General features: G+C 35.6%; 17 protein-coding genes. All 17 read right to left on the reverse strand.

The features are described from left to right. Window positions 1-18: 18 nt before the first annotated feature. Window positions 19-1,206, reverse strand: coding sequence for a glycosyltransferase family 4 protein (locus tag HMPREF9333_RS02305; protein ID WP_005539501.1), 1,188 nt, complete (start codon window positions 1,204-1,206; stop codon window positions 19-21). After that, window positions 1,203-2,387 (reverse strand): glycosyltransferase, encoded by a 1,185-nt coding sequence (locus HMPREF9333_RS02310; protein WP_005539503.1) that lies wholly within the window; start codon window positions 2,385-2,387, stop codon window positions 1,203-1,205. The genes HMPREF9333_RS02305 and HMPREF9333_RS02310 overlap by 4 nt, the downstream gene beginning before the upstream one ends. Window positions 2,388-2,482: 95 nt before the next feature. Further along, complete coding sequence (locus HMPREF9333_RS02315; protein ID WP_005539505.1) at window positions 2,483-3,400, reverse strand: ATP-grasp fold amidoligase family protein; 918 nt, start codon at window positions 3,398-3,400, stop codon at window positions 2,483-2,485. A 170-nt stretch (window positions 3,401-3,570) separates the two neighbouring features. Beyond that, the gene (locus HMPREF9333_RS02320) at window positions 3,571-4,689 is read right to left on the reverse strand and encodes a glycosyltransferase family 4 protein (RefSeq protein ID WP_005539506.1); all 1,119 of its coding nucleotides are present in this window, start codon (window positions 4,687-4,689) and stop codon (window positions 3,571-3,573) included. After that, entirely contained in the window at window positions 4,664-5,833 is a 1,170-nt protein-coding gene (locus HMPREF9333_RS02325; protein WP_005539507.1) for a glycosyltransferase family 4 protein, read from the reverse strand. The genes HMPREF9333_RS02320 and HMPREF9333_RS02325 overlap by 26 nt, the downstream gene beginning before the upstream one ends. A 34-nt stretch (window positions 5,834-5,867) precedes the next feature. Further along, complete coding sequence (locus HMPREF9333_RS02330) at window positions 5,868-7,121, reverse strand: nucleotide sugar dehydrogenase (RefSeq protein WP_005539508.1); 1,254 nt, start codon at window positions 7,119-7,121, stop codon at window positions 5,868-5,870. Window positions 7,122-7,126: 5 nt separating this feature from the next. After that, a complete protein-coding gene (locus HMPREF9333_RS02335; RefSeq protein ID WP_005539509.1) occupies window positions 7,127-8,209 on the reverse strand; it encodes an NAD-dependent epimerase/dehydratase family protein in 1,083 nt (360 codons plus the stop codon). A gap of 4 nt (window positions 8,210-8,213) precedes the next feature. Next, entirely contained in the window at window positions 8,214-9,635 is a 1,422-nt protein-coding gene (locus HMPREF9333_RS02340; RefSeq protein WP_005539510.1) for a sugar transferase, read from the reverse strand. A gap of 77 nt (window positions 9,636-9,712) precedes the next feature. Further along, window positions 9,713-10,309 (reverse strand): hypothetical protein, encoded by a 597-nt coding sequence (locus HMPREF9333_RS12115; RefSeq protein WP_005539511.1) that lies wholly within the window; start codon window positions 10,307-10,309, stop codon window positions 9,713-9,715. An 86-nt stretch (window positions 10,310-10,395) separates the two neighbouring features. Further along, window positions 10,396-11,427, reverse strand: a complete 1,032-nt coding sequence (locus HMPREF9333_RS02350) for an LCP family protein (protein ID WP_005539512.1) — start codon at window positions 11,425-11,427, stop codon at window positions 10,396-10,398. Then, window positions 11,397-12,158 carry a CpsD/CapB family tyrosine-protein kinase gene (locus HMPREF9333_RS02355; protein WP_005539513.1) on the reverse strand — a complete coding sequence of 254 codons (762 nt, stop codon included), beginning with the start codon at window positions 12,156-12,158 and terminating at the stop codon, window positions 11,397-11,399. Before HMPREF9333_RS02355 ends, HMPREF9333_RS02350 begins: the two co-directional genes overlap by 31 nt. Then, window positions 12,158-12,934 carry a YveK family protein gene (locus HMPREF9333_RS02360; RefSeq protein WP_005539514.1) on the reverse strand — a complete coding sequence of 259 codons (777 nt, stop codon included), beginning with the start codon at window positions 12,932-12,934 and terminating at the stop codon, window positions 12,158-12,160. The genes HMPREF9333_RS02355 and HMPREF9333_RS02360 overlap by 1 nt, the downstream gene beginning before the upstream one ends. A gap of 43 nt (window positions 12,935-12,977) precedes the next feature. Next, window positions 12,978-13,715, reverse strand: coding sequence for a CpsB/CapC family capsule biosynthesis tyrosine phosphatase (locus tag HMPREF9333_RS02365; RefSeq protein ID WP_005539515.1), 738 nt, complete (start codon window positions 13,713-13,715; stop codon window positions 12,978-12,980). 56 nt (window positions 13,716-13,771) lie between these two features. After that, window positions 13,772-15,505: a 4-alpha-glucanotransferase gene (gene malQ, locus HMPREF9333_RS02370; RefSeq protein ID WP_156797232.1), complete on the reverse strand. Its 1,734-nt coding sequence runs from the start codon at window positions 15,503-15,505 to the stop codon at window positions 13,772-13,774. A gap of 27 nt (window positions 15,506-15,532) precedes the next feature. Continuing rightward, entirely contained in the window at window positions 15,533-16,555 is a 1,023-nt protein-coding gene (locus HMPREF9333_RS02375) for a LacI family DNA-binding transcriptional regulator (RefSeq protein ID WP_005539517.1), read from the reverse strand. Between the two features lie 18 nt (window positions 16,556-16,573). Continuing rightward, window positions 16,574-17,470, reverse strand: a complete 897-nt coding sequence (locus tag HMPREF9333_RS02380; protein ID WP_005539519.1) for a carbohydrate ABC transporter permease — start codon at window positions 17,468-17,470, stop codon at window positions 16,574-16,576. After that, window positions 17,470-18,312: a carbohydrate ABC transporter permease gene (locus tag HMPREF9333_RS02385; protein ID WP_005539521.1), complete on the reverse strand. Its 843-nt coding sequence runs from the start codon at window positions 18,310-18,312 to the stop codon at window positions 17,470-17,472. The genes HMPREF9333_RS02380 and HMPREF9333_RS02385 overlap by 1 nt, the downstream gene beginning before the upstream one ends. Between the last annotated feature and the right edge of the window lie 79 nt (window positions 18,313-18,391).

The following is an 18,391-nucleotide window of genomic DNA, read 5'->3' on the forward strand; positions in this document are numbered from 1 at the left end:
TAAAAATAATAAGTATAATTATTTATTCGGGGTCTGCATATCATTAATTGCGGAATCTATTATATTTTTCATATATACCTTAGCAGCCCGTGGCGAAAAATATTCTTCAAATATATCTATAATTTCCGGATTTTCTTTTTTTACATCAGTATCCTTAAGCATTTCAAGTACCTCCTTATATCTTTTTGCAGTATCACATAAAAATATAAGTTTTTCCTTTATTGTATTTTCTTTATATAAATCAAGCTTCTCATAGTATCCCTGAAGACTTTCAGTGCTGCCTAAAAAAACTTTGCCGTATGAAAATGCCTCCGCCGTCTTAATCTTCATGCCTCCGCCGTCAGTAAGCGGTGCAATTACAATATCTGAATATATGTAAAAACTGCTTAAATCCTCACAAAAGCCTATGACATAAACATCATCATCATCAAAATAATCTTTAAGACATTCAAGTCCCTTTCCAACTATATATAAATCATAATATTGCCGTACATATTTAAATACATTTATATAAAACCACTTTATACCTTCTATATTCGGATAATATGATGTACCCACAAAAAGGATATGTTTTTTGCCCGTTTCCTTATACGGATCTTCAGGCTTTTTTTCAATATAACAATCATTCCTGTCCACACATACCGGAAGATAAAAATCGGAGTGTATATTATAATGTTTAAAAAGCAGCTCATCCTCTCTTTTATTCAAAACTATATTTTTATCAGTATATTTAACATTAATAGCCTCATTTTTAATTCCTATCATAAAATCTATCTTATCTATAAAACGGCTCCTTTTAATCCATATAGCAAAAAGCTCAGCCTTTACATCATGAAAAAAAGAGACTACAGGCAAACGGGGAAATTTTGTTTTTATTTTTTTTACAAGTCTCCCGAAAAAAGAGTCATCAACAAATACAAAATTTATATTTTGGCTTTCTATTATACTGCATATATCTTCTATAATATTATCTGAAAATAAGTATACATTCCCCTGTATATGCCTTATTATACGCTCAAATGGATTTTTATATTTTCCGTACGCAATATAGTTTTCTTTTTTTAAAGGTGCCGCCTGAACTGAAACATCCACTATAAAAACATTATCCGCTCCGACAAGATTTATAAGTGTGTCTCTATGCATCCTTGCACCCACGCCTGCGCCTGAAGTAAGGTTCAGTTCCTTTGAAATAAACATATATTTCATATATTACTCCCTTTAAATATTTCATAATATTTATTTATCTCATCCTGATTGCCGTAATTACGTTTTGAAATCCAATCAATATATTTTTGTTTATTTATAAGCATAGACTCTATCCCGTCCGCAACGGACTGTGCATTTAATTCCGTTATAATACCCTCGTTTTCATCTATCTGATCATATACTGTAGGATAGCGTGTTACAACTATAGGCTTTACCAATATCTTTGCTTCGTCAATTACAACCGATTTGCCCTCAAACCTGGAAGTCTGTACTATTATATCTGCGTTTTTCATAAAAGGATAAGGATTTTTTTTGGTTCCTGCAAGAAAAAAATGATTCTCAAGAGCCGACTGTTTAATCTGATTTTCAAGCTCTTTTTTTAATCTGCCGCTTCCAAGCACAATCCATATAAAATCCATACCTCTTTTTTTTAATATTGCAGCTGCTTTAACTGCAATATCAAAACCCTTTTGCTCTTCAAGTCTGCCCACCGATAAAAGTTTTATTTTTTTAGTATTAAATACTTCAGGCATAAATTCATCAGCCAGTTTATGTACTGCCTGTGATGAGGTCAGATTTGGCAGCATATATATCTTGTCTGCCTGCGAAGGAAATGTCTTTTTTAATACTTCAACACAGATATCGGAAATACTTATTATCTTATCTATTTTTTTAAAGTATTCAAGATCCATGTTTTTATCATGTGCTATCTGTGAATAATCATTATGTATCCAGCCTATCTTTATATCGGCATTAACTTTATCTGCCAAAAAATATACAGGTTCACAATGCATATATGCAATACCTATATCATAATGCATTTTTATTTCTTTTATTTTATTTTTATAAAATTTTTTCCACCTGTACTGGCGGCTCTTAGAACCTCCGCCCGCAGCCGCTTTTGATATAATTGTGCATATTACATGCATAATACTTAGTATAGGATGCTTAAACGAAAAAATTTTATTTAATGAGTTTTCATAAAGTACATGAAGATCTTCACAGTCTGAAATAAGCTTTACCTCATCCGGAAGCTGTGTTAAAAAAAAACCCTCCTGCTGGAATAATAAAAGATCTACATCATATTTTTTAAAATCAAAAAGACAAAGAAGATTAACAAGACTTCTTTCAGCTCCTCCGCTTCTTAAACTGCTCATAATAAATAAAATTTTCTTTTTCATAATGACTCCCTCCCGTATAACTTTCTCCTGTTATAACATCATTCCCTTCAACAGATCCCTAAATCGGATATTATAATATTGATACAGAGCCTATACTATATGACCTCAGGAAGCTCTATCCAATCTCCGAACACTTTATTCCAGTACGGAGGATCAAACCTTTCAAATCCGCTTAAATGGAAAAATGTAAGCTCACCAAAATAAAGCTTTCCGTTTATATCGTAAAAATCAACCCTTACATGCGGTATATTTCTTGACAACAAGCCGGCATAATACTTCATTTGTTCAAATGAATCCGGGCATTTTAAAGGTTTATATGAGTTTTCATCTGTATTTATAGGAAGGTGCTTAAAATCACTGTCATAAAAGTCATACTTTACACCTGTTTCCTGATTTTCTCTGCCGCTTGCGGTAAAAAGTGCCTTTACTTCACCATTAAAACAGAAAAATTTATAATCCTTTAATTCATATCCTGATTCATCAACCATATATTTTTCCGCAATCACACGTCTTTTTACATGCTTATAAGGCCACTCTCTATTTTGTATATAGTAGTTTTTTGCCAGGCTTGCACTTATTTTTTTTCTTGCAGCAGATATATTAAACTGTGATTTATCTTTACATATTACAACTCCTCCTGAATCATGTGTACATTTTAATACAAATTTATCAGGAAGAATATTAAAGTCTATTTCATCAAAGCTGTCCCACACCCCAAGCGTAGGTATTATATGTTCTTCTCCTATAATTGAAGCTACATAATGTTTTACTTCGTACTTATCTACCATATTTATATATTCTGCTCTGTGATTGTAAAGCTTTAACCACTGAAGTTTTTCATCATATGTAACCGGGTTTTCCAAATCCGGCTCATACCCGAATACATTTTTAAATTGCATTTTTACAAATTTCTCATCAGATATATGATTATAAAAACCAAGCTTTGACATAAAGATAGTTCTTTTATATTTATCTGTTAATACACTGATAACTTTTTTGAATTTATCTTTCATTTATTTTCCTCAAATATAATATATTATTATACAATTACCAAAAGTATAAAAATTCGATGCAAGCTTGCCTGCAAGGGAATTTATTATCTTTTTACACCTACATCATATTATAGTATAGTATAATTGTGGATTTTAAATTTCCCGGTAATAAATAATTACAGTATATTATTCTATAAATCCACAATTTTATGCAGGACTTTATCCCACCTTAAAAACACCCTGTTTATATCAAGGTATTTTACACTTTCAAAAGCCCTTTCTCCCATTGTTTTTCTTTCTTCACCGTTTCCCATAAGAAACTCCATCTTCTCTGCCATTTTAACCTCATCGCCTATGTCTACAAGATAGCCGTTTACTGCATCCTTTATTATATCTGACGGACCGCATTTGCATCTTGTCGATACACACGGCGTTTTCGCATACATAGCTTCACATAATACATTTGGAAAGCCTTCATAAAATGAAGACAATACAAAAATTCCCGCCTTTTTCATCTCGAAAAACGGTGTATGTGTAACACCGCAAAGTTTAATTCTGTCGCACATACCTATATTCTTTATATAAGCTTCAAGCTCTTTCTTCATACAGCCCTGACCGAATATTTTAAGTTTCCAGTCAGGGAATTTTGCCGCAGTCTTTTTAAAGGCATTTATAAGTGTCTTAAAATCCTTTTGTTTTTCAAGTCTGCCTACTGAAAGAACGGTGTTTTCTCTTTTTATATCGTTTTCATCAGAATTTTTCGTATCTTCTTTTATACACTGTAATTCCAGCTCTTTAAAATCAAGAGGATTTTCAAGAACAAATATTTTATTCTGAAGATATTTAGGATAAGTTTTTTTTACTTCATGCGTCTGTACTATAACAGCATCTGCAAATCTGTAAAAAAAACAGCTTATTGTAAATATATATCCGGGATATTCCTTAAGCAGGTAATTTCTGTCGCATACCACTATCCTGCTTTTTGAAAATATTCCTGCAATTATAAGCATTATATTGCAGCGGCTTAAAAATGATACGGCTACCTGAGGCTTTCCCTTTTTAAGCCGTCTTACAGTATCTCTGATATCACGAAAAACTTCAACAAATAATGATAAGAAAAATCTGTTTTTAGCCTTATTATTATATTTTATAACATTTACATTTTTATCAATATTATAAAATTGAGGTCTTTTTTCATACGAGATCAGATTTACCTCATTATCTCCGGCAGCAAAATATCTTGCCAGATTTGCCATTACATGCTCAGCTCCGCCGCTTGAAAGGCTACTTATGTAAAAGTCTATCTTCATATTCCTTAAGTACCTCCATATATGTAACCCTTTCCCCCTTAAACACTCTTAAAAGCTGATCCACTGCAATATCCCAATTGTATCTTTTAAGTACATAATCCGCAGCAGTGCTTTTATAATCTTCAACTATATCCGGATTATCCAGAAGATGCTGCAGCTTTTTATATAAATCTTCCTCATCCGATTTTTTAAAGCAGGCAGCCTTATCTTTTACAACCTCCGTATTTTCAGGAATATCACTTACAAGACAGCAGCAGCCATATGACATGGATTCAAGAAGCGTATTTGCCATACCCTCAAGATTACTTGGCAGTGTAAATATATACGCATTACTGTAAAGCTCTCCTATTTCATCTCCTGTTATATAACCTATAAATTTAATTCGCATGTCATCTGCCCCGGCTCTTTTTAAGCTGTTGTAATATTCCCTGTCAGCCTCTGCGCCTCCGGCTATTATAAGTTTTTTATCCGTATCGCATTTTTTAAAAGCATTTATAAGATAATGAATACCTTTTTCAGGAACTATCCTCCCGAGAGAAAGTATATAACTGTCCTTATCTATGCCATATTTATTCTTTATAATACGGGCTTTGCGTTTTTTAGGCTTATCTATTCCGTTTGCAAAAAGTAATGAATCGGCATTATATCTTTTATCTATATAGTCCTTCATATTTTGTGATAAAACCATACATACATCAGCTTTTTTTGCTGCGGTTTTTTCACCGAATTCAAGATATTTTTTTGCAAAGCCGCCCCACTTGTCTCTTTTGCTGTCAATACCGTGAAGTGAAGCTATACACCTGATTTTAAAAATTTTTGCAAGCCGGATTGCGGCACATGGACCTGATGCACAGTAGCTTACTACATCATATCTCATAAATGCGGCATGTATTGTTGCCAAAAATGAGTATATAATCACACCTGCTTTTTTGTTTCCTGCCGGAACAGTAATTATCCTGACACCCTTGTAGCTTTTAAGCCTTTTTTTATTATATTTTTTCCCGAAAACATTATCTCCGCCTCTGTTATACACATAAACCTTATGCCCAAGTGCAGCCATCCTTACCGCATGCTGCTCCACACATTTTTCAATACCTCCCTCATTTGAGGGTATACGCTTATGCCCTATAATAGCTATCTTCATATAAATAAAACCTGATTCTCCAAAATATATTTTCCTAATCCCTGTTAAATATATCCCTTGTATATACCTTTTCTTTTATATCTTCAAGTCGGCTGTCATATCTGTTTGCAATAATAGCTCTGCACTGCTTTTTAAATTTTTCAAGGTCATTAACCACCCTGCTTCCAAAAAATGTTGTGCCGTCTTTTAATGCAGGCTCATATACTACAACTAAGGCTCCTTTTGCCTTTATCCTTTTCATTATTCCCTGTATTGAACTGTGTCTGAAATTATCACTGTTTGACTTCATAGTAAGCCGGTATATGCCTATTATAACCTCTTTTTCCTTATCTTCACTCCATTCGCTGTTTGCACCGTAGGCTCCTGCAAGTTCAAGCACACGTTCGGCTATAAAATCCTTTCTGGTTCTGTTGCTTTCCACTATTGCACCTATAAGATTTTCAGGAACCTCAGAATAATTTGCAAGCAGCTGCTTCGTATCCTTAGGCAGGCAGTAACCTCCGTAACCGAAAGAAGGATTATTATAATAATCGCCTATACGTGGATCCTTACATACACCCTCTATTATATGCCTTGTATTTAAGCCTTTTGTCTCGGCATAGGTATCAAGCTCGTTAAAATAGGCTATACGCAGTGCCAGGTATGTATTTGCAAAAAGCTTTACCGCCTCGGCTTCGCTAAACCCCATAATTAAAGTATCTATATCTTCCTTCTTCGCACCTGCCTTAAGCAGATTTGCAAAGGCTGAGGCGGCTTTTACCAGCTCATTGTCATTAAAATCAGTCCCTATAATTATACGGGAAGGATAAAGATTGTCATAAAGAGCTTTACTCTCACGCAGAAATTCAGGGCTGAAAAGAATTCTGTCACTTTTTACTTTTTTTCTTATATATAGTGTAAAACCTACAGGAACTGTTGATTTTATTACTATAAATGCATTTTTATTGATTTTAACAGCATCCTTTATAACTTTCTCAACAGCTGCCGTATCAAAGAAATTTTTTGCAGGATCATAATCAGTAGGTGCTGCAACAATTATAAAATCCGCATCTTTAAGTGCTTTTTCCTTATCCATGGTAGCACTTAAATTTAACTTTTTTTCCGATAAATATTTTTCTATATAATCATCCTTTAAAGGTGATTTTTTATTATTGATACAATCAACCTTTTCGGAAACTATGTCAAATGCCGTTACTTCATTATACTGTGCAAGCAGTACCGCCATTGAAAGCCCCACATATCCCATACCTGCAACTGCAATTTTAGCTCTAAATTTATTATTTGTCATGCCGCTTAAATCCTGCCTTTATACTCTGCATACCAATTTACAAATCTTTTAAGACCTTCCCTAAGATCTGTTTTAGGTCTGTATCCGAAATCTCTTTCAAGCGGACTTATATCCGCATAAGTTGTTTCAACATCTCCGGGCTGCATTGGAACAAGCTCCTTATGTGCCTCAATATTATAGTCCTCTTTCAGAAGCCCGGCTCTTATAAGCTCATCCGTAAGTATATCTACAAAATCAAGAAGGTTTTCAGGGTGGCTGTTGCCTATGTTGTATAAAGCATACGGAGCTATTGAAAGCCCGTCATCTGTATACCTTTTTAAAGGTGCTTTTCCTGCTACATGTATAATCCCTTCAACTATATCATCAATATAGGTAAAATCCCGGCTGCATTTGCCGTAATTAAATATCTGTATCTTCTCTCCTCTTAAGAGCTTGTCGGTAAAACCGAAATATGCCATATCAGGTCTGCCGGCAGGACCGTATACTGTAAAAAATCTCAACCCGGTCGACGGTATATCATACAGTTTGCTGTATGCATGTGCCATAAGTTCATTGCTTTTTTTTGTGGCAGCATAAAGGCTGACCGGATTGTCCACCTTATCCTGCGTATCGTAAGGAACTTTTTTATTGTTGCCGTACACCGAAGAACTTGAAGCATATACAAGATGCTTGGGCATATATCTGCGACAAGCCTCTAAAATATTAAAAAACCCGGTTATATTGGATTGTATATATGCATCCGGGTTTATAATTGAATACCGCACTCCTGCCTGAGCGGCAAGATTTATTACAATTTCAGGTCTGTATTTTTCAAATACTCCGTCTATAAATTCCTTGTCGGCGATATCTCCTTTTATGAAATTAAAATTTTCCCTCTCTTTTATGCGGGAAAGCCTGTATTTTTTAAGAGCAACTTCATAGTAATCATTCATATTGTCAATTCCTATGATCGTACTCTTTACGAAGCCGTTTAAAAATGCCTCTGCAAGTGCGGCACCTATAAAGCCTGCCGCACCTGTTATAAGGACTTTTTTATTTTCGAACTCAAAAGATGTAGCATTATTATTTAAACCTTTATACTGAAACATATATTTACATAGCCCCCTTTCCGAATATTACAACCTTGAAGGTTTCAAATATTATATGTAAGTCAAGCCCTATGCTCCAATTTCTTATATATTCATTATCAAGCTTTACAACATCCTCAAAATCAAGTATACTGCTTCTTCCTTTTACCTGCCACATACCTGTAATTCCCGGTTTTATGGCAAGCCTGCTCTTATGTACCAAATCATATTTTTCATATTCATCCACAGTAGGCGGACGTGTGCCTACCAGGCTCATATCGCCCTTTAATACATTTATAAACTGTGGTATCTCATCTATTGAAAATTTTCTCATTATATGACCGAACGGAAATATTCTGGGGTCATTTTCAACCTTAAACATCATACCGTCCTTTATTCGGTTTTGATCTGTAAGTTCCCGTTTTCTTTCCTCTGCATCAAGATACATGGTTCTGAACTTATATATCTTAAATTTCCTGCCGTTTCTGCCCACTCTTATTTGTGAAAAAAATATAGCCCCGGGACTTTGTATAAATATAACAGGTGCCACTATAACGGTTGCTGCAATCATAACTGCTATACCTACAATGGATACTGCAAGATCAAAAATCCTTTTTATAATCATATCCTTCATAGTTGCCATATTTATACTGCTTGTAATAACCGTGTATCCGCTGAATGTTTCCACAATATTTTGGCATGCAGGGATTTGAAAACCGCTTATATTGGTATGTACGGTTATCCCTGCTTCCAAAAATTTTTCAACCACCCATTCTGCAGGCATTCCTTTATTATCAAAACTTATAAATATTTCATCTATGACATTTGTTTTTACATATTCATACATACCGCAAAAATCTGAAACTATGGGTACTCCCCTTATATATTCACCTATATCATTGCTGTCTGAAGTAACTATACCTGAAATGTAAAAATCCCTGTACTGCCGTTTATTAAAATTTTCAATTATATTCTCGGCAGCCGCTTTTGATGTCATAAGAAGGACGGATCTTGCAGCACGCAGCTTTGCCTTCCTTCTCCTGTACCTTAGACAAAGCTTCCAAACTATCCTTGCAAGAAATCCGAGACATATATCAAGGTACCACATGGTAAGTATGACTTCTCTTGAATATATATAACTCCTTTTTACAATGAACATATACAGCACTATAATTGCAATGATTATGCTTGTACGCTTTATACATGCCCTTAATTCTTTATAATATCCTCTTTTAAGTATCTTGCTGTATCCTTTTCCAATTATTGCAAGGCATAAATCCGTAAGTACAAGCATAACCGCAATTGTATTATAATCGCTGTTTTTATACGGAAGGCGCAAACCGTGCCTTATCATGTATGCCATTATAAAAGATATCTGAAAGAGTATTATATCAATTAATATTATATCCCAATGCTTATATAGTCCATATCTTTGCCTTCTATACATAATTACATAATTCCCCCATTTTATTTTCGGATACGCACAAAACTCTGTAATACCCGGCAGGCGGTGCAATATGTATTTTATTTTTTATATATAACTGTAAATGTTCCCGATCCTGGTGCTGTAAATGAAAGATTTTTATTTTCCACATCAACTGAACTTGTATCAAGTATTGCCCAACGTCCGGTTGCATTTGCATAATAAAGTATCTTTATACTGCCAAGATTTCCTGCAAGATTCGGAATATTAAGTCTCAGCCTTGTATCTGTATCCGAGATGTTGCCTTTCGTATCTCTAACTGCTATGGCATCCGTCTTTGTAAGTGCATTAAAGCCCTCAAGACCGGCAATACCCACCGCATCCTTAAGTGTAATTCCATCATTCAGTTTTTTTATTACAGCAGTTACTTCTGCCGGAAGCCCTGCCGTAGCGGCATCTCCCGTTATAAAGCTGACCTGTTTTCTATCACCTGTATAAATTATAGTAATAGCACTGCTTGGAGATACTGCACCTGATGTGCTGTTTTTTCTGCTGTTTGCTCCTCTTGCCGATGCCTCTCTCTGCCTTATACCTCTTCCGCCGGCTCCTCCGCCTATGCTTCTTGCTGCCATAACATTTACAGACAATGCCAAAGCCAGTGCTGCCGTCATTAAAATTCCCGCTGTTTTCCTATACATGTTCTTCTCCTCCTTTAAAATAAGCTTGTCATATATAAGCTAAGAAAATTATGGTTTAAGTAAAGTCCAATCCATAATCATAAGGCTTATTGTACTTCTCTATAAAATAAATCAAGCACCATCTTTTTAACACCGTTCTTATCGGGATAGTACTCATCATAAAGCTCTGTCGTAACAGATTTTCCGGGTATAACAAGTATATCCTCTTCTGTTAAATCGCTGCTTTGTGCTCCATCCGCCCCGAGCTTTAAAAGCTCAGCCTTCTCCATATCGGTAACCATATATGGATTTATATCATCAATAAGCTTTTCAATAAGGCTGTCTTTTTTTGACCCTTGCTTCTTTAATGCATTGTGAAAGCCCTTTATATATTCCTTCTGGTTATCCATACGCTTTATTGCGGTAAAATCTTCATTAATATCTCTATATCTTACAAAAAATTCAGCCTGCTCTCCGTCAAGCTTTACAAAGGAACCTTTTTTAAGCTCCGGATAGACTTCCTCCATGCTGTCATCATTTATAGTTACACTAACGCCGCCTACATCATCATTTAATATGGAAATGGCATTTACATTTAAGGCTACATAAAAGTCTATATCAAGCCCTGATAAAAGCTCGCTAAGTGCACTCCTTGTATACTCACAGCTTAACTGTTTGCCGTCGCCGTAAGCATATGCCATAGTTATATGCTGTTTTGATTTTCCCAGTTCATTGCCATTTATGTCTGTAAGCATGATATCCGTCATAGTATCACGTGGAATCATAAGTATCTTCACTTCATTTCTGGCGGTATCCCAAGCAATAAGTGCTATGGAGTCCGCATGCCCGCCTGAACCTGCCTGACGCTTTTCATACATGCTCCTGTCGGTGTCAACTCCAAGACACATTACAGCTTTTATATATTTCTCCCTTTTATATATCTTTCCGTCATCTCCCTGTACGGTATCTTCAGCATCCGGTAAAGTACTTTCAGGAGTGTCTTTAGATATTTCATTTTCTCCTATTTCATTATTGTTTGAAGAAATTAATATTCTTATTAGGCTGACTGCAATTACTATAACCATTATAACCGCAATCAGTACTGCAATTACCTTTCCGCCTTGTCTCTCTGTATCCATTTGGACCTGCCTGCTTGTTCTGTATCTTTTGAATACTTATACTTATTTCTGCCGCCATAGTATTTCGCATAATATCCCCTCTCCTGGACAGCAGTCTTATTCAGTACGGCTCCAAGTATACGACAGCCGCTCTTTTCAAGCTGAAGCTTAACCTTCTGTGCCGTCTTGTAACTTATTTTACCGCTTTCAATAACTATAACCGCACCATCACATGACTTTGCAATCACCGCACTGTCTATGACATTTGCCATAGGCGGAGTATCTATAATTATATAGTCATATTCTTTTGAAGCCCTGTCTATAAGCTGTATGAAAAGTTCTTCCTCAAGAAGCTCCGCCGGATTGGGGGCAAATCGTCCTGAAAAAATTATATCCATATCTTCTATATTGGTTGAATATATTACTTCCTCAAGCTTTATCTGTCCGCTAAGATATTGACTAAGTCCGTATACATCTATGTCAACCTGGTATCTTGTAAGCATAACCGATTTCCTTATATCAGCATCTATAAACAGTGTTTTTCTTCCTATCTGCGAAAAAGATCTTGCAAGTGCAAAACTTGTCATAGTCTTTCCTTCTCCGGGAATTGAACTTGTTATCATAATGACATGTATATTATTTCCACAGAACTGTATATTTGTCCTTAAAGCTTTTATAGCCTCATTATAAAAATAATCTTCTTTATTTGGCGGTCTTAGTTTTACAGTTCCGTTTTGTCCCCTTATATCCACTATGTTTTTCTCCTGTTTAATTTTTCATCCTCATCTGTATCAGGAAGAACAGCAAGCACTGTAATATCAAGATACCTCGCAATATCATCTTCCGTTTTTATAGATTCATCAAATATAACCTGGAGCACTGTAACCCCTACAACAATCACAACTGCCAGAACGGCACCTATAACCGCATTTAAAACAGTATGCGGACTCGTCTTATGTATAGGTACCTCACCATCTTCTATAAGTTTTGGAGGCACCATCTCCATCAAATCTCCTATGTAATCCGAGGCGGTATTTGCCACCTCATCAACTATCTTCTTTGCCATCGCAGGATCTTCATCAACTATAGACAGGGACAATATCCTTGTATCGTTAGGATTATCAACTGTAAGTTTCTTCTTAAGTTCTTTATAATCTATTTTTAAATCAAGCGTATTTATAACCTTTTGAAGTACCGGACGACTTGATATTATTATTTTATAATCCTTTGTAAGCTGACTTCCTATCTGCAGATCTGCAAGAGATGTAAGCGTGGTTTCTTTTGAAAATACATAGAGCATAGCAGTTGATGTATACTGTGGCGACAGTATAAAATAACTGTATGCTCCGAAAATGCCAAAACCTAATATGGTTGAAAAGAGTAATAAAAAAAACCTCTTTTTTAAAGCATATAATACTTCAAAAATATCAAGCTGTATCTCTTCCTCATTTATATTGTTAACCATTTCAAGCGGTATATAAAAACTGCTGCCGGTAGATACAGCAGTTTCTCCTTTCCTAAAATTCACCTATATTCATTACTTTATTGTAATTATAAATATATAAGGTGTTTTAATCCTCAGCCTGTTTGATAAATTCTTCGGCATTATCGTGTACAATCTTTCTTATATATTCCTTTTTTAAATGTCTGTCAATCCATCTGCATGATTTCGTTATATCAGGAGTCCTGAATTTTACTCCATGCATATCAGTTCCCAGATAATCAATATTCTCTGCCAAAAGCTGTGCTCTGCACCATGCAGAACGTGCATTTAATAAACCCGAGCATACACTTTCGTAATTAACCTGAACCTTGCAGCCCGCCATCTTAAGCTCCTCAATTCTCCCCCTTTTATACAAACAGGCATACCTTTCCGCATGTGCAATTATAGGTATATACCTGCTGTTTATAAACTCTCTGACTGCTGCATATATAGCTGCATATGCTATATTTATATCAAACTCAACAAGCACATATCGGCTTTTTGCCATAGTTGCGAGCTTTCCTTCCTTTAAAAGCCCGACAGAACCGATATTGTAAAATATCTCCTGACCTAAATATAATTTTAATTTCAGAGAACGATTATAAATCATATTCTGTAAAATTGCAAGTTTGTTTTCAAGTTCATGCACTGTATACTTTATTTTACTGTGAGGTGTAGCAATTATATGCCTTATTCCGTTATTGTAAGCCATATATGCCATATACAGTGCTTCCTGCATATTTTCTGCACCGTCATCGACACCCGGCAGGATATGTGCATGTATATCTATAAAACCTGTATCATTTATAATATCATTAACAGCCATATCAGGCAGCCTTCCTAGTATTATACGATTTTATATTTTTATACATTAAATATTTTCTAAATTCTATTATATAATGTAAGCATTTCCTTAACTTTTTTTGCAAGACGGCTATTAAAATCGCCTTTATTAGCTCTCCACTTCCAGTTTTTACCGACAGTTGACGGTGTGTTCATCCTTGCTTCACTTCCAAGATCTAAAAGATCCTGTGCCTGTATTATACATGTTGATGCCACAGTTGCAAGTAGTGCCGCTATAACATCCCAGTTAAATGCAGAGTCGTCCTTTATTCTCAGATAAGCCTTTGCAAAGTTTACATCGGCTTCTGAGGCTGATGATAACCATCCAAGCAAAGTATCATTGTCATGTGTTCCTGTATATGCAACACAGTTTCTTATAAAATTATGAGGCAGATAGTCTTTCGCCGCAGGATCACGGCTGTCAAATGCAATCTCAATTACTTTCATGCCCGGAAATCCGCTGTTTTTTAAAAGGTTTTTTACACCCTCTGTTAAAAATCCGAGGTCTTCAGCAATAATTCTTTTTCTTCCCGAATGTTTAAATAAAGCATTAAAAATTTTCATGCCCGGTCCCTGTTTCCACCTGCCTTTTAGAGCATCTCCTGTTTTATAAGGAATTGCATAATAAGACTCAAATCCCCTGAAATGGTCTATCCTTAAAACATCATATATTTTGCACATATACTCTATGCGTCTTATCCACCATTTAAAGTCGTCCCTTTCCATGCGTTCCCAATCATAAAGCGGATTGCCCCAGAGCTGTCCTTCCTTTGAAAAATTGTCCGGAGGACAGCCTGAAACTTCCTTGGGCATCCTGTTTTCATCAAGCTGAAAAAGCTCGGGATTTTTCCATACATCAACACTGTCAATTGATACATATATAGGGAGATCTCCTATTATGCCTATATTCCTGCTTTCAGCATATTCTTTAAGTGCGAACCACTGGAAAAAAAACAAGTACTGTGTTATTTTCCAAAACTCTATATTTTTTACATTTGACATCTCAAAAGCACTTACCCTCGGAGATTCATAGCGACTGCATCCGTCTTTCCAGCTGTACCAGCTTTCACCCCCGTTATATTCCTTAAGTGCCATAAAAAGTGAATATGAATCAAGCCATATAGCATTTTCAGCACAAAATCTCTTATAATCCTGTGTTATATCCGTATGTCTGAACCTTAAAATCGTTCCTTGCGGACCTGATGAACCGGCTGTATTTACACCTGATTTCTCACTGCTTAAATACCCCTCTTTCCGCTCAGAACGATTCTCTATAAATTCAGAATGATTTTCTATAAATTTTTCAAAAAAAGTATCGGCAGCTTTCTTTAATACAGCATACCTTTTTTTATATAAATCTCCGTAATCCACATAGCTATATGATGGTTCGGCAATGCTGACATTACCACAGTCTGCATTTATATCATCTGTATTAATACCTGCCTGTTCAAAATCTTTTTTACAGATAAGCCCCATGCCGTAAAGCAGGTCAAGATCTATAAAATAAGGGTTGCCTGCATATATACAATAGCTTTGATAAGGAGAATCTCCATAGCTTGTAGGGCATATAGGAAGAAGCTGCCAATACGACATACCTGAATCATGTAAAAAATCTACAAATTTATAGGCTTCTTTTCCCATAGTACCTATGCCGTAAGGCGATGGAAGCGATGAGATATGCATCAATACTCCGCAACTTCTTTTATATTCAAAATTTGTTTCCATATCCGTACCTTGACTTTTAAATCCGTTATTGTTAAATTTACTTTTCAATTTAATATTCGCCTCAGCAGCTGTAGGCTAATTTAATATCCGCCTGCCATCTATATGTGCACTGCTGCCCCTTTTTTGAAAACTAAAAGGAAGAAGCGTGTGAACGGCATCATCTCCATCTATACACTTCATAAGTGTGTCAAAACTGTATTTTGCTATATCGTACATAGGCTGCTTTACGGTCGTAAGCATAGGATACAGATATTTTCCTATCTCAACACCGTCAAACCCGACTACCGAAACATCTTCAGGAACGTTAAGCCCTGCCTCTCTTACCGCTCTCATAGCACCTATAGCCATCACATCCGACATCGCAAATACAGCACTAAGCTCAGAATATCTTTCAAGTAATTTTTTCATTGAACAATATCCGCCTTCCATTGAAAAACATGTGCTTTCATACTGAAGCTTAGGATTAAAATCTATACCGCTTTCTTTAAATGCTTCTATAACTCCCAGATAACGCTCCTGTGAAGGACTGCTTGAGTCTGTACTGCCTCCTATAACAGCTATATTTCTGTGCCCCAATTTTATAAGATGTACAATTGCCTGCTTTGCAGCCTCTCTGTCATTTACACACACTCCTGAAAGATGTGAAAATCCCAGCTGCTTTGCAGAATTTGCAACCATCACACACGGAACCTTTATATAAGCGAAACTTTCTTTAAAATACTGTTCATTGCTGCCTAAAAACAAAATTCCTTTAGGCTGCCTCTCCTGTATAAGCTTTATGGCAAACTCAACCTCATTATCTTCTTCATTTATATAATGTATAAGACAATCATATTTCTCTTTATATATGAACTCCTGAAGCTTTTCAACTATAGAAGCGAACAGCATATTGTCAGTCCCTTTAACTATAATTGCAACTGCCATGTAATCCGCCTGTTTAAGATGCTTTGCATTGCTGTTTATATAAAAACGGTATTTTTCAGCTGTTTCAAGCACTCTCCTTTTTGCCCTCTGAGACACTCCGGGGTGGTTGTTAAGTACCCTGGAAACTGTTCCGACCGAATAGCCTGCTTCGGCTGCAATATCTTTTATATTCATATCTAAAACTCCTGTTTATTAGCCTTTGACAGCTCCTGAAGCAACACCCTTTATAATATGCTTCTGACATGCAAGGTATAAAATTATTACAGGTATAACCGCCATAGTAAGTGCCGACATTATAGCCCCCATATCAACTTTTCCGTAGCTTCCCTTCATGTACTGTACAACTATTGAAACTGTTCTGTATTTATTTATATCAAGAACAAGATAAGGCAGCAGAAAGTCATTCCAGATCCACATAGTTTCAAGTATACCTACCGATATATAAGTAGGCTTCATAATAGGCAGTACCACGAGAAAAAAAGTCTGAAGCGGAGTGCAGCCGTCTATCATGGCGGCTTCCTCTATCTCAACAGGTATTGATTTTACAAAACCGCAGAACATAAATACTGCAAGTCCTGCACCAAAACCGAGGTAAACTATTATAAGCCCCCACGGGGTGTTCAGCTTCATACGGTCCGCTATAAGTGCAAGTGTAAACATAACCATCTGAAATGGAACTACCATTGAAAATATACATAAAAAGTAAATTGTTTTTGTAACTTTATTTTTTACTCTCATTAAAAACCATGCACACATTGATGTACATAAAAGTATGACAAATACTGAACATACAGTTATAAATACTGTCCATCCGACTGATTTTAAAAATCCATATTTATTTACAGCCTCAATATAGTTTGCATTACCGGCAAATGATTTGCTGTCAGGGAAGCTGAATATATCAAGATTTATAAAGGCTTTCTTTTTAAATGAATTTACAAAAACAACTACTATAGGAGCTATATAAAATAAACTTACTATAGTGAAAAATACGGTTCCGATTATACCTAAAACTTTCTTTTTCGTATTTCCTGATGTTTTTACAGCCCTATTATTTGAATCCGTATTTATCTTTTTTACATTATCCATTATTGCTGTACCTCCCTCGAGCGTGTGATCCTAAGTTGCAGCAATCCTATTGCCACCACTATTGCAAAAAATACTACCGCTTTTGCCTGACCTACACCTTCCCAGCCCGTACGTCCATAAAATGTATCATAAATATTAAGTGCAAGCATCTCTGAAAGGTGAGAAGGCTCTCCTTTAGTAAGTGCAAGGTTCTGGTCAAACAGTTTAAAATTACCTGTAAGAGATAAAAATGTACATATAGTAATTGACGGCATCATCATTGGAATTGTAACAGAAAACAATCTCTGCCATGCATTTGCACCGTCTATCTGTGCAGCCTCTATTACATCCATGGGTATCGCCTGTAGACCTGCTATATAAATTATCATCATATAGCCTATCTGCTGCCATGCCACAAGTATTACAAGACCTGCAAATCCGAGCCATTCATTAAGAGCAAGTGCCATATTGTATTTTGAAAGTATTGCACTGAATATAAGCTGCCATATATATCCTAAAACTATCCCGCCTATAAGATTAGGCATAAAAAAGACCGTCCTGAATATATTTGTTCCTTTAAGCTTTTGTGTAAGTGCAAGTGCTATGGCAAAAGCTATTACATTGACAATTACAAGCGATACTATGGTAAAAAGTGATGTATATACAAAAGCATGCCTGAACATAGCATCTGCAAATGCTTTTATATAATTTGAAATCCCTACAAATTTGGCATCAGTTACAGTTGTAAATTCACAAAATGAAAGCCACAGCCCCATTATAAAAGGCGCTACAAATCCTATTATAAAAGCTGCAAATGTAGGTATTACAAATATCGGAAAATAACGTTTTATGGCTTTTTCCACTTATACCCCTCCTTTCAATCGGGTTATTTTAAAGTATATAAAAGGCACATTAAATAGAGATTTATAATATTGTAATCTA

This window comes from Johnsonella ignava ATCC 51276, from assembly GCF_000235445.1.
GTDB classification, from domain to species: domain Bacteria; phylum Bacillota; class Clostridia; order Lachnospirales; family Lachnospiraceae; genus Johnsonella; species Johnsonella ignava.